Origin of the sequence: Halobacillus sp. Nhm2S1 (assembly GCF_019599545.1) — a bacterium.
Lineage (GTDB): Bacteria > Bacillota > Bacilli > Bacillales > Halobacillaceae > Halobacillus.
Genome location: NZ_JAIEZV010000003.1, coordinates 460,753 through 473,549, shown reverse-complemented (window position 1 = coordinate 473,549; position 12,797 = coordinate 460,753). Strand labels below are relative to the sequence as shown.

At 44.0% G+C, this 12,797-nt stretch carries 16 protein-coding genes and 1 other annotated feature; all 16 genes read left to right on the top strand.

What is annotated here, in order from left to right:
- Positions 1-23: 23 nt before the first annotated feature.
- Positions 24-710, top strand: a complete 687-nt coding sequence (gene minC / locus K2225_RS14295; protein WP_220585344.1) for a septum site-determining protein MinC — start codon at positions 24-26, stop codon at positions 708-710.
- Positions 703-1,500, top strand: coding sequence for a septum site-determining protein MinD (gene minD / locus K2225_RS14290; RefSeq protein WP_220585343.1), 798 nt, complete (start codon positions 703-705; stop codon positions 1,498-1,500). Before minC ends, minD begins: the two co-directional genes overlap by 8 nt.
- A 105-nt stretch (positions 1,501-1,605) precedes the next feature.
- On the top strand, positions 1,606-2,373 hold the full coding sequence (locus K2225_RS14285) for a peptidoglycan DD-metalloendopeptidase family protein (protein WP_220585342.1): 768 nt from the start codon (positions 1,606-1,608) through the stop codon (positions 2,371-2,373).
- The gene (locus tag K2225_RS14280; protein WP_220585341.1) at positions 2,360-3,217 is read left to right on the top strand and encodes a site-2 protease family protein; all 858 of its coding nucleotides are present in this window, start codon (positions 2,360-2,362) and stop codon (positions 3,215-3,217) included. Before K2225_RS14285 ends, K2225_RS14280 begins: the two co-directional genes overlap by 14 nt.
- An 11-nt stretch (positions 3,218-3,228) precedes the next feature.
- Positions 3,229-4,656: a ribonuclease E/G gene (locus K2225_RS14275; protein ID WP_220585340.1), complete on the top strand. Its 1,428-nt coding sequence runs from the start codon at positions 3,229-3,231 to the stop codon at positions 4,654-4,656.
- Between the two features lie 36 nt (positions 4,657-4,692).
- Positions 4,693-4,765, top strand: a sequence feature (ribosomal protein L21 leader region).
- A gap of 13 nt (positions 4,766-4,778) precedes the next feature.
- The gene (gene rplU, locus K2225_RS14270) at positions 4,779-5,087 is read left to right on the top strand and encodes a 50S ribosomal protein L21 (protein WP_220585339.1); all 309 of its coding nucleotides are present in this window, start codon (positions 4,779-4,781) and stop codon (positions 5,085-5,087) included.
- A 12-nt stretch (positions 5,088-5,099) separates the two neighbouring features.
- A complete protein-coding gene (locus K2225_RS14265) occupies positions 5,100-5,429 on the top strand; it encodes a ribosomal-processing cysteine protease Prp (RefSeq protein ID WP_220585338.1) in 330 nt (109 codons plus the stop codon).
- Between the two features lie 14 nt (positions 5,430-5,443).
- Positions 5,444-5,734, top strand: coding sequence for a 50S ribosomal protein L27 (rpmA, locus tag K2225_RS14260; RefSeq protein WP_035509352.1), 291 nt, complete (start codon positions 5,444-5,446; stop codon positions 5,732-5,734).
- Positions 5,735-6,018: 284 nt separating this feature from the next.
- The gene (locus K2225_RS14255; protein ID WP_220585337.1) at positions 6,019-6,534 is read left to right on the top strand and encodes a Spo0B domain-containing protein; all 516 of its coding nucleotides are present in this window, start codon (positions 6,019-6,021) and stop codon (positions 6,532-6,534) included.
- Positions 6,535-6,548: 14 nt separating this feature from the next.
- Positions 6,549-7,832 carry a GTPase ObgE gene (obgE, locus tag K2225_RS14250; RefSeq protein ID WP_220585336.1) on the top strand — a complete coding sequence of 428 codons (1,284 nt, stop codon included), beginning with the start codon at positions 6,549-6,551 and terminating at the stop codon, positions 7,830-7,832.
- Positions 7,833-7,847: 15 nt separating this feature from the next.
- Positions 7,848-8,297: an ACT domain-containing protein gene (locus K2225_RS14245; RefSeq protein ID WP_089652653.1), complete on the top strand. Its 450-nt coding sequence runs from the start codon at positions 7,848-7,850 to the stop codon at positions 8,295-8,297.
- 14 nt (positions 8,298-8,311) lie between these two features.
- On the top strand, positions 8,312-9,178 hold the full coding sequence (gene pheA, locus K2225_RS14240) for a prephenate dehydratase (RefSeq protein WP_220585335.1): 867 nt from the start codon (positions 8,312-8,314) through the stop codon (positions 9,176-9,178).
- Positions 9,179-9,355: 177 nt separating this feature from the next.
- A complete protein-coding gene (gene safA / locus K2225_RS20145) occupies positions 9,356-10,408 on the top strand; it encodes a SafA/ExsA family spore coat assembly protein (RefSeq protein WP_220585334.1) in 1,053 nt (350 codons plus the stop codon).
- Positions 10,398-11,357, top strand: a complete 960-nt coding sequence (locus K2225_RS14230) for an aminoglycoside phosphotransferase family protein (protein WP_220585333.1) — start codon at positions 10,398-10,400, stop codon at positions 11,355-11,357. Before safA ends, K2225_RS14230 begins: the two co-directional genes overlap by 11 nt.
- 35 nt (positions 11,358-11,392) lie before the next feature.
- The gene (gene nadE / locus K2225_RS14225; protein WP_220585332.1) at positions 11,393-12,130 is read left to right on the top strand and encodes an NAD(+) synthase; all 738 of its coding nucleotides are present in this window, start codon (positions 11,393-11,395) and stop codon (positions 12,128-12,130) included.
- A gap of 70 nt (positions 12,131-12,200) precedes the next feature.
- Entirely contained in the window at positions 12,201-12,749 is a 549-nt protein-coding gene (locus tag K2225_RS14220) for a YhcN/YlaJ family sporulation lipoprotein (RefSeq protein WP_220585331.1), read from the top strand.
- Positions 12,750-12,797: the final 48 nt, after the last annotated feature.

Here is a 12,797-nt window from a genome sequence, read left to right as displayed (position 1 = left end):
TGAGGTTTGAGGTGAAAGAGCCTATGGCTGCTAATGTACAAAAGGTGATGATTAAAGGAACAAGAGACGGTCTGACCTTGCATTTGGATGATCAATGTTCCTTCACATCCCTTTTAAAAGAATTGCAAAACCAATTGTCAATGAACGGACTGACAGATGAACATCCGATGATCCGTGTGACGATCAAGCTTGGCAACAGATATTTGAATGAAGAACAAAAAGAAAAGCTCACAGAGGTTGTCCGGGAAAAACAGAAACTCGTGGTGGAAAAAATCGAGTCGGACGTTCTGACGAAAAAGGAAGCTCTTGAGTGGAAAGAGAATACGGAAATCACCCCTGTCGCTAAAACCGTACGGTCCGGGCAATTAGTTGAAGTCAAGGGAGATCTGCTTTTGATTGGTGATGTAAATCCCGGAGGGCAAATCAAAGCCACAGGCAACATTTTTGTCATGGGGAGTTTGCGTGGAATTGCTCATGCAGGATTTGAAGGGGATACGAATGCGGTCATTGCATCCTCCTACATGCAGCCGAGCCAACTAAGGATAGCCGATCAATTAAGCCGCTCACCGGACTATGAATCTGAGGGTGTGTATATGGAATGTGGATTCATTGATGAGTCCATGGAAAAAATTCGTATCGATCGAATTCAAGAGGTTGTAAAAAAGAGACCGCATCTGGTTAGTTTTGAAAGGAGAATGATCAATGGGTGAAGCGATAGTCATTACCTCTGGAAAGGGAGGAGTCGGAAAAACGACAACTACTGCGAACCTGGGGACCGCTTTGGCCTTGCAGAAAAAGAAGGTGTGTCTCGTTGATACTGATATCGGTCTCAGAAATTTGGATGTCGTGATGGGGCTCGAGAACCGCATCATCTATGACATTGTCGATGTCGTAAACGAACGCTGCAAGACGAAACAGGCCTTAATTACGGATAAGCGCTTTGATTGCCTGCATTTGCTTCCAGCGGCCCAGACATCAGATAAATCAGAAGTGACTCCGGAAGCGGTCAAGGCCATTGTTCAGGAACTAAAGCAAGAGTACGATTATGTCGTCATCGATTGTCCAGCCGGGATTGAGCAAGGGTATAAAAATGCGGTCGCAGGTGCGGATAAGGCGATTGTCGTCACGACTCCTGAAAAATCGAGCGTCCGTGATGCAGACCGGATTATTGGCCTTTTGGAGCAAGAAGATATGGAATCTCCGAAGCTCGTAATCAATCGGATCCGGAATCATATGATGAAAAACGGGGACATGCTTGATGTTGACGAAATCGTCAATGTTCTATCTATTGATCTACTGGGTATCGTTATTGATGATGATGCGGTCATAAAAGCATCCAATAGTGGAGAGCCTGTGGCCATGAAACCTAATTCCAAAGCTTCTCTCGCTTATCGAAACATTGCTAGAAGAATCTTAGGGGAAACGGTACCCCTTATGAAGCTTGATGAAGAACGAGGTGTTCTTGCGAAAGTGAAGAAATTCTTCGGCATGCGCACGTAATTGTTTTACCTGTCACATCCTGTGGCAGGTTTTTTTATTTTAAATTAATAAACCACCTCCTTGTCCCATAGACTGATAGAAAAAGACGTAGAGAGGGGTTTGGTTGTGAAAAAGAACATTCGTGATGTACGCAAGAATATAGCGGATCGAAAAAAGAGAAAGATGCATCGTCAGGGGACAAGCCCGCCTGGAGGTTTCTCTCCACCACAGGATGAAGAAATGCATGGCTATCCCCCACTGGTTAATGGCTATGGCCATAAACCAGTAAAGAAAGAAGAACCGACAAGTGCAACGAGCCGTATAGGCATGCAGGTGTTTTTCGCGGTTTTACTGTTTGCTGTTGTTGCTTTAGGAAAAAATACTGACCTCGCCGTTGTTAAAGTACCAGGGGATTGGGCGGTCAGCCAAATGCAGGAAGAATTTCCTTTTGCTAAAGTAACCGCATGGTACAGCGACCGTTTCGGAGATCCTTTACAGGTCATTCAACCCCAGGATGAAACGGGCCAGGAACCTCTCGCAATGCCGGTGAATGGGACGGTGACGACCCCATTCCAAAATGACGGCAAGGGAATCATTTTAACGACGGAAAATGGATCTCAAGTAAAAGCAGTGCGGGAAGGGACCGTCATTTTTGCAGGTAATGACCCGGAATCAGGGAAGACCGTCGTCTTACAACATGAAGATGGAACGAAAACGACGTACGGATATTTATCATCCATCGATGTCCATTTATATGAACATGTCCAATCACAAAAGGATTTGGGGTCCGTGAAAGCGGAAGAGGGGCAGGCCGCGGAGTTTTTCTTCGCTATCGAAAAAGACAATACATTTCTAGATCCAGTACAGGTGATCAAAGTGAATGAAGGTCCTTAAGTTTCACGACTATATCCATATCCACCCCCTCTTCTTTTTGCTCGCTCTTTCAGCTCTGTTGACAGGAGCCATCTATGAATTCGTGGTTTTGTTTTCTATAGTCATTGTTCATGAACTGGGCCATTTCCTTATGGCCAAAAGGTTCGACTGGCGCGTGGAAAAAATGGAAATCTGGCTGTTCGGCGGGGCAGTCGTGAGCGAAGAACACAATACAAGGCCCTTCCGAGAGCAGATGCTTGTGGTCTTGGCGGGTCCATTCCAGCATTTGTGGATCTTTGTTCTGCTCCTAACCATGCAATCCATCATAGGTGTTCATCCTTTATTAGACGCCGCCTTCTTTTATAATGGAGTCATTTTTCTATTTAACATGCTCCCTGTTTGGCCGTTAGATGGTGGAAAGCTGCTCTTTTATTTATTGAATCGTTTATTTGCATTCAGGGTGAGTTTGGCTATTGCTCTTAGCCTATCCCTCTTTTTCATGGCAAGCGCTGGATTCTGGATGTTTACGGAAGAACGATGGACGTTAGCCGCCATCCTTCTGACCGCCTTTTTATTCATTGAAAACGTCCTCGAATGGAAAAGGAAATCATACACGATGATGCGGTATCTTCTTTATTGTACGTATCAGGACAGGAAAAGATTGAAGGCTAAGTACGTCAATGTTCATGAAGAAACGCTCGTTCGTGATGTCCTGAAGAACATTCACTCCAACAGGCGCCACAAGTATGTATTGAAACATACGAATCCTTTCTATATAGTAGATGAACAAGAGTGTCTCCGGGCTTTCTTTGAACAAAAGAAGCCTCATTTAAAAGTGCGGGACATTGCTGAAATCGCTATATGATGAGGGATGACATGAGACAATTACTATTACATACAAAGGCAGCTGAAAAATCGGGAGTGGTCATTGAAAATGGGGAAATCCTTGAATATGTGATTGACCGGCCCGGTGCTGAAAAGCTCACGGGCTCTATTTTTTTCGGGAAAGTAGAACGGGTGGAACAAGGGTTGGACGCAGCCTTTATTGATATAGGAGCGGGACGCTCAGGTTTTCTTCGGAAGGAAATGGTCCCTTGGTGTGAAGGGAAATTATCAGCGGCATTGAATGTAGGACAAAGGGTTATTGTACAAGTGATCAAGGATCCTGTTGGGAACAAAGGTGCTCAATTGACCGCTGACGTGACTTTGCCTGGATTGTACACGGTCTACCAGCCTTTTGCTCAAGGGAAGATTTCTATTTCTCGAAAGCTGGAGAGCGAAAAAAGAGCTGAGATCGAATCATGGTTGGAGAACGAATTAAAAAATGCTGAAGGTTGTATCATCCGGACGGCAGCTGGAGACGTGGATCCCAAGACGATTATTGAAGAGCTAAGAGGGCTTAGGGATGAGTGGAAGACGTTGGATGAGAGAAAGAAAAATCAAATCTACCGCTTATGGAGTGAGCCCAGCATCCCAAATGCATGGATTCGCAAATTTCCAGCGACTACCATTCAGGAAGTGCTCATTGATGATGCGGGCACATCTAAGCGTTTAAAGGAGAAGTTTCCATCGTTGGCAGAACGCATACGCTGGGAAAGTGATATGGAAAGAAAACTGCCTGTTTCCTTGTCGCGTCTCCAAGAACAAATCATCTCTCCTCTTGTTGAGTTGAACAATGGGGTGAGCTTAGTCATTGAAGAGACAGAAGCCATGACAGTGATCGATGTCAACAGTCATAAAGTTAAAGGGCGGTCCTTTTCAAATTCCCAGGCCCTTGATGTCAATATCCTTGCTGCAAAAGAAATTCAAAAGCAGGTACGTTTAAGAAATCTATCCGGCATCATTCTTATTGATTTCATTTCCATGAAAAATGAGAACAATGAGAAACAGCTCATCTCAGAAATGAGGAGGCTGGTGAAAAGCGATCCTACGAAAACAAATGTGTTCGGGATGACAAGGTTAGGGCTTCTTGAAATGACGAGGAAGAGGGAGAACGCCAGCCTGACTGCTCAATTAGCCAAATCCAGGGAAGTTAGTTTTACAGATGAGACAGCCCTTTATCGTTTAGAAAGAGAACTTCTTCAAAAGAGAGAAGCGGAGGCCTTGATGATCGCGGTGCATCCGACGTTTATGGATTGCAAAAAACGATTGCTTTCTGAGCCGATTTCTAGTAAAATTCCACAGGAGCTGTTTGTTAGGCAGGATGCTGACATCTCTGGCTATCAAATAGAGCTTGAAGGGTCTTTAGACATGATCCGGGAAGCTGTTCAGCGTCGCGGATATCATGTTGACAACTTGTTTTGATCTGTGGTAACATTGTTTTGTTATTCTAGTAGCACTCCGTTGCTACAACCGCACAGAACAGGTTTTTAAACCGATTTCCGGTACCTGAATGGCGAGTCTGAGTATATTGAGGAGGTGCAAGTATGTACGCAATTATTGAAACTGGTGGTAAGCAAGTGAAAGTAGAACAAGGCCAGGAGATCTATGTTGAAAAAATGGACGTAGAAGCTGGTGAGTCTATCACTTTTGACAAAGTTCTTTTCGTAGGAGGAGACAACACAAAAGTTGGTGCTCCTTACGTTGACGGTGCTTCTGTAACAGCTAAAGTTGAAAAACAAGGCCTTCAGAAGAAATTGACTGTCTTCAAATACAAGCCTAAAAAGAACTACAAGCGCAAACAAGGTCATCGTCAGCCGTACACGAAACTTGTCGTTGAAGCGATCAACGCGTAAGGTTCGTATCGGATGATACAAGTATCGATGTTTCGCTCACAAGGAAAAATTAAAGGCTTTGAAATTTCCGGACATGCAGAGAGTGGTCCTTACGGTCATGATCTCGTCTGTGCAGCCGTATCGGCTGTTTCGTTCGGTGCTGTCAATGCCGTTATAAGTCTTTGTGGATTTGAACCTGATGTCGAACAAGGTGGCGAAGGTGGTTATTTGAAAATCACCCTTCCTGAAGATTTGGATGAATCCGTTCATTCAAAAGCTCAAACCTTATTAGAAGGCATGCAGGTGTCCTTGGAAACGATTGAACAAGAATACGATCAATATATGAAAATATCCCAACGATAAGGAGGTGAAGACTCATGCTACGTCTTGATTTGCAGTTTTTCGCCCAGAAGAAGGGTGTAGGTAGTACAAAAAACGGTCGTGACTCTGAGTCCAAACGTCTTGGAGCTAAACGTGCAGACGGACAACAAGCAACTGCTGGTTCCATCCTTTACCGTCAACGCGGTACAAAGGTGTACCCTGGTGCGAACGTTGGCCGTGGTGGAGACGACACATTGTTCGCGAAAGTGGACGGTGTTGTTAAGTTCGAGCGTTACGGACGTAACCGTAAAAAAGTCAGCGTTTATCCTGTAGCACAGGAAGCGTAAGCGAATAGTCCATCAGCAAAAAAGCCGCGCTTTGCTTTTCGCATAAGCGCGGCTTTTTTATATCTTCAACTTCATTTTCTGTTCAGCAGTTAAAAAGGATTTTTTGCCCGTTGGTGTGTAGAGAGAGATTCTCCAGTCTAATTGAATCCATGCATGACTAGTGGATTCACACTCACCTCCATTTACCTGACAATAGTAACAGAACCTATACGTTAAGGTTTTTTGTTTCCTTGAATTTTTGCTATACTTTTTATTATTATGGGTTGAACGAGGGAGCTGAAAGGATGGAAGAAAAAGAAATCATTGAGCTGCTGAGACATAAGCGTCATGACTGGATGAATCAAATTCAATTGCTTCAAGGATACGCTACCCTGGGAAAGCAGGATCGCTTGCTTTCACAATTGGAAGAAATTAAAGAAGAGGCAGAAGAAGAACGGAAATTATTGAACAGTGATGCTCTGAAATTCCCTTTGTGGCTGCTATCTTTTAATTGGGTACATAAGACCTACCGACTCCGGTATTTCATAAGGGGAGAAGTTGATTTATCCCGTCATGATCCTACATTGTTGGCTTATGGAAAACGGATGATTGAAATCATGGATGGACATATTGGAAATGAAGAACTTTATGAAGGCACATGTACCATCTATGTAGGTGGTCAGGATACACTTGGGTTGAGCTGGGAGTGGGAAGGTCTGTTTCATGAGCCGGAACGTTTGAAAGAAACGCTCAATGAAGAAGGATTTATTGCAACGATTTTTGACAGTAAAGAACTTTCTATTGAAATGACAATAGAATGAAGAGGTGAATAGACATGTTTGTCGATCAGGTGAAAGTATTTGTAAAAGGTGGCGACGGTGGAAATGGCCTTGTGGCCTATCGTCGTGAAAAGTTCGTACCAAGAGGTGGACCTGCAGGTGGCGATGGTGGAAATGGCGGAGATGTCATTTTTGAAGTCGATGAAGGGCTCAATACGTTGATGGACTTCAGGTATCAACACCATTTTAAAGCAGCTAAAGGTGAGAATGGGATGAACCAGAAGCAGCATGGGAAGAACGCAGACCCATTAGTCGTCAGTGTACCTCCTGGGACAACAGTGAAAGATGCGGCGACAGATAAAGTGATCGCTGATTTGACGGATCATAAACAAAGAGCTGTCATTGCTAAAGGTGGTCGCGGCGGACGAGGGAACGCTCGCTTTGCTACAGCCAGAAATCCCGCTCCTGAAATTGCTGAAAATGGGGAGCCAGGCGAAGAACTTGATGTTGTTGTCGAACTAAAATTGTTGGCAGATGTAGGATTAGTCGGTTTTCCGAGTGTCGGTAAATCAACATTCTTATCCGTTGTAACCGCAGCGAAACCGAAGATTGCAGATTATCACTTTACTACTCTTTCTCCAAACCTTGGGGTTGTAGAAAGTCAGGACCATCGTAGTTTTGTGATGGCCGATCTTCCTGGGCTTATTGAAGGAGCGCATGAAGGAGTCGGTCTTGGTCATCAATTCCTTCGGCATGTCGAGCGCACGCGATTGCTGTTGCATGTCATTGACATGTCTGGAATGGAAGGCCGCGATCCTTATGAGGATTATGTAACGATCAATAATGAATTATCATCCTATGATCAACGGTTGGAAAACCGTCCTCAAATCATTGTGGCGAATAAAATGGATATTCCTGATGCAAAAGACAATTTAGAGCTGTTTAAAGAGCAGCTGGGGAATGATGACATTCCCATTTATTCCATCTCTACTGTTACACGGGATGGGTTGGATGAATTGTTATATGCCGTAGCGGATAAACTGGATGAAATTCCGAAACAGGAAGAACAAGTCGAAGAAGTGGATGAGCGGGTCATCTACAAGTTTGAAAAAGAGGAAGCGCCATTTAAGATTACCCGTGATGATGATGGTGCCTATGTCCTTTATGGGGAGAAGATTGAATCCCTGTTCAAAAGAACGGACTTTTCTCATGACCAATCGATCAACCGGTTTGCTCGTCAGATGCGGAGTATGGGTGTGGATGAAGCGCTCAGAAAACGTGGCGCGAAAGATGGCGACACGGTTAGATTAATGGATTATGAATTCGAGTTTGTCGATTAAAGGGGAGGATTTTTCATGGCGGATTACAATGAGAAATTTTATTTAGTCCGTAGCGACATTCTTCCTGAAGCTATGATGAAGACGATCGAGGCGAAAGAATTATTAGAGCGGGGGAAAGTAGAGTCCATTTTTGAGGCTGTCCAGCAAGTGGGCTTATCCCGCAGTGCTTTTTATAAATATAGAGATGCTGTTTTTCCTTTTCAGGCGATGGTCAAGGAACAGATGATTACATTGTTTTTCCATCTTGAAGATCGAAAAGGAACGTTGTCGAATTTATTAATGACGGTTGCTCAGTCAGGTTGTAATGTTTTGACCATTCATCAGACAATTCCTCTTCAAGGGAAAGCAAATGTGACGCTTTCTTTGAATACTTCCGGAATGGAAGACAGCATAGAAAAACTGTTGCAGCAGCTGCACAAGTTAGACTTTGTAGATCGTGTAGAGATCTTAAGTACGGGAGCTTAATTGGAGGGGAAATCATGACGGAACAACGGGTTGGATATTTAGGACCAAGAGGTACGTTTACAAAAATGGCAGTGGATGCTTTGTTTGAAGGTGGAGAGTTCATCGGCTACGAAAACATTCCTGCTTGTCTGGACGCGGTAGAGGCAGGGGAGATCAGTACAGCCGTTGTCCCGATTGAAAATGCGATTGAAGGTTCCGTGCATTTGACGGTCGATTACCTCGTGCATCACGTAAATCAATCGATTATTGCGGAATTAACGGTCCCAATTAAACAACACCTCCTTGTCCATCCGGATCATGAAGGCGAAATTAAGAAGGTTTATTCTCATAGTCATGCCATTGCCCAGTGTCACCAGTATTTGCATACAAAGTATCCGGACGCTGAAATTGAATATACAGCTTCGACAGGGAAAGCGGCAGAAATTGTAGCAAGTGAAGGTCCGGGTGTTGCTGCCATAGCCAATCATTTAGCGGCAGAACAGAACGGATTGAGGTTCATGGATACGGATATCCATGATTATGACAATAACCACACGCGGTTTGCAGTCGTTCAAAAGGTGCCGACCACTTTGAAAGTGAAGGACCACCCTGTCACGAAGCACAAAACGACGGTCATGGTAACGTTACCTAAGGATTATGTCGGGGCCCTGCATCAAGTACTCGCGGCCTTTGCATGGAGAAAAATGAACTTATCAAAAATTGAATCCAGGCCGCTGAAGACCGGTCTTGGTAACTACTTTTTCTTGATAGATGTAGATCAACCTTATGATCACGTGCTTTTTCCTGGCGTGCAGGCAGAACTTGAAGCGTTAGGTTGTCAGTTGAAGGTGCTCGGAACGTATCCGAGTTACCAGGTCGATGTTCCGGCCCCTGTGAAATAAGCTTGGCTTTCATAACCCCTGAATCCCTTTGTTAATAGGGATTCAGGGGTTTGTTTATATTTTTTATCAAATTATTATAGGCTTTTTCATCAATGTTTTGGCTTGTGTTGCATAGAGTGTTATGAAGCTATTATTGCCTTATTGTTTTTACAGAATTACAGGAAGGGAGTTGCAGATGTGAGAATTCACATTGTACAAAAAGGAGATACACTCTGGAACATTGCCAAGAAATACGGGGTCGACTTTGAACAGTTGAAATCCATGAATACCCAGCTTTCCAATCCTGATATGATTATGCCGGGTATGAAGATCAAAGTCCCCCAAGGTACGAAGCAAGTGAAAAAAGAGGCTCCTAAGAAAGAAGCCCCTAAACAACAAGCACCAGCACCTAAGAAGGAAATGCCTTCTCAACCACCATATAAAGATACGACACCAAAGCCAATTCCTAAAATTAAAGAAGATGAGAAGAAGCCAGTAGCTAAAGGTGTTATGGAAAAACCGATGAAGCCGATGCAGCCTATTAACATGAATATGCCAATTACCATGCCGAGCATTGATCAGCAGATGCAAAATTATTATACAACTTTCCACCTCCCGCAAATGCCTATGCCTCAACCGAAAGAAGAATCGCCGAAAGAAGCTCTAAAAGAAGATGTCAAAGGAGAAAAAATGGAGGAAGTAAAGGGGATGAAATCTCCGGAACAAGCTCCTATGGCTGAGCAGCCTTATTATCAACCGATGCAGCCAATGCAACAGCCGATGCAGCAGCCAATGCAACAACCGATGCAGCCGCAGTTGGTTCATACAGACTATTATTGCTGCCCACCGTATCCAGTAATGATGCCGATGCACATGCCGATGTACCAACAGCCAATGCCGATGCAGCAACCCATGATGGGGGACGAATCAAGCGATGATATGGTCCAAGGCGTGCAAGCAGGTGGAGACTGTGGGTGTGGTGACGGGCAGGGACAGCAACCATATGGACCAATGATGGGACCTTGGGGTCACTCTCCATACGCCGCTCAGCAGCCATGGGAGCAAGCTCCGTATGGGGGTATGCAGCACCCGATGGGTTATGGGCCACAGCAACCTCCTCACATGGGATGGGGCATGCCACAGCAAGGCTGGGGTCAACCGTATCCACAACAAATGGGGCCGTGGGATCCTCAACAAATGAGCCAAGGATATCAACAGCCTTGGAGGGAAGATGATTTAGATGAAAGCTGAACATCGAATGGGCGATTCATATACGGATCGCCTTTTTCAATGGATGCAAACGGAGGAAAAGCTTCCGATTGAATACGAACAGACCATCAAACCGAAGGTGTATAAAGTAAATTTCGAAGGGCTGCCTTTTATTTTGAAGGGGTATCGCAGGTATCATGTAATTGAAAAACAAGTGGAGTTTTTCGATCACTGGAATTATGCCTATAAAATAGCTGCAAGACCGTATCCTTTCTATGATCGTGTTTTTACCATCAGTAAACTGGGGTGCGACTGGGCATTATTTGAACGCGTGGAAGGAAGGCATGCAGATTTTAACCGGCATAAGGATCGAAAACAAGCGGTGCGTATTCTCCATCATTTCCATCGAACGACCAAGGGGATTGGAGTATTATCCATTCCTAAGGACCCATTGTATGTAAAATGGGAAAGGCGTTTAGAACAATTTGAAGAAACGAAAGATCTATTCACAGAGTTAGGGAAGAGGGAAATGTTCCAGGAACTGCACGCTTGCATGAGCAAACGCTTGGAGGATTTTACGGATCATCCTTGGGGGGAAGTAGAGGAGGAGGCATGGGATCGTCATGAATGGCTCCACGGTGACGTAGCTCATCATAATTTCATTGTGGATGGAGATAAGAATATAAAAATGATTGATTTTGACCTTTTGCATACAGGACCTCGTTTATATGATCACATTCAATTGGCTCAACGTTTTTTACCATACGTGGAGCTTAGAAAATCTACACTGTTGCCATACTTCCCACATGTTTCTGACAAGGATATATGGTGGAAAGGGGTCCTTGTTCCTGCTGATCTTTTAAGGGAATGGCTATATGGGTACCGTTTAAGCCTGAGAGAAGAAGCATCGATGCCCCGCCATATGAGAAAATTAGAAAAAGCATGGGAAAACCGGAAGAAGTTTGTCCGATATGCTGAGCATATGCTATGATTAGGTATCATATGTGTGAAAGGATGAACAATCCGGTGGAACAAAAAGTTGAAAAAATCGTATCCTGGCTTCAGGAACAAGTCAAAGAAGCAAATGTAGAAGGTTTGGTCGTCGGGGTCAGTGGTGGAATCGATTCCGCTGTCGTTGCCAACCTGATAAAGAAAGCATTCCCAGATAACTCTTTGGGTGTCATCATGCCATGTAAAAGTCAATCCGATGACCAAGTGCATGCAAAAAGCGTGGTGGAAGCGTGCGATCTTCCAGTTATGACCGTTGATTTAACGGAAACACACAACGTTATGTTCCAAACAATTAAACAGCAATTGAATGATGCTGGATCTTTCAATGAAGAACAAGAAAAGTTAGCTGATGCTAATTTGAGAGCCCGCTTACGAATGAGTACTCTCTATACAATAGCAACCAACCATAAATATTTAGTGGTCGGGACAGATAATGCAGCCGAATGGTACACTGGGTACTTCACAAAGTTCGGGGATGGAGGCGTGGATCTCGTTCCTATTTCCAACCTCACCAAAGGTGAAGTTCGAGAAATGGCTAAATATTTGGGTGTGCCTGATGAAGTTATCCATAAACAACCAAGTGCAGGATTGTGGGAAGGGCAGACAGATGAGAACGAAATGGGCACGAGTTATGATATGATTGATCGTCATCTGAAAGGGGAAGAAATCCCTGAAGAAGACCGAAATATTATTGAAGCGATGCACAAACGCTCTGCTCATAAACGTCAAATGCCTACGGCTCCTCCGAAATAAGCTTGGCGAATATTGACAGACTAAAACATTCTTCTTGAACCCATAGTAAGGGTAAAAGGAGAATGTTTTTATGTGGAAAATCGTTAGTATCCTTATGTTAACCTCGTTATTTATGTTTGCATGTCAGGCGGATGAAACCGCGGAGCCGAAAGAAGAAGAATCTTCCCCTTATCAACCTCTTGGTTACGCACAAGATGGAGCCATTGAACGAAGAGGGCAGATTCCTACAGGGAAAGACAGTTATTTCAAACGTACAGCAGAGGAAGAGTTTAGAAATGCGAAATATAGCGAAACCAATCGTTCCCACGACAATGATTTCAACAACGAAGATGCCATGGCAGTTGTGGAGAAAGTTAATGAACTGAAGGAAATTACGATGGCTCAAGCCTATTCAACCGATGATCGTATGTATGTGGCTGTCATGATTAACCCATATGATCTCAGAGATGAGTCGATCCCTGAGAAAATAGAAGCTAAGGTAAAGCAAGTGACAGATAAAGATTTGATTGTCTATACGAATAACAATAGCTGGGATGAAATGAAAAATTTCAACGCAAGAGAAAGGGAAGCACCTGACAAAATCAGACAGAGATTTAAGAACTTCTTCAACCAAGAATAGGGGATAAGGGTCCGCTTTCAAGAAAAATGGGGATTGTGATATATTAGA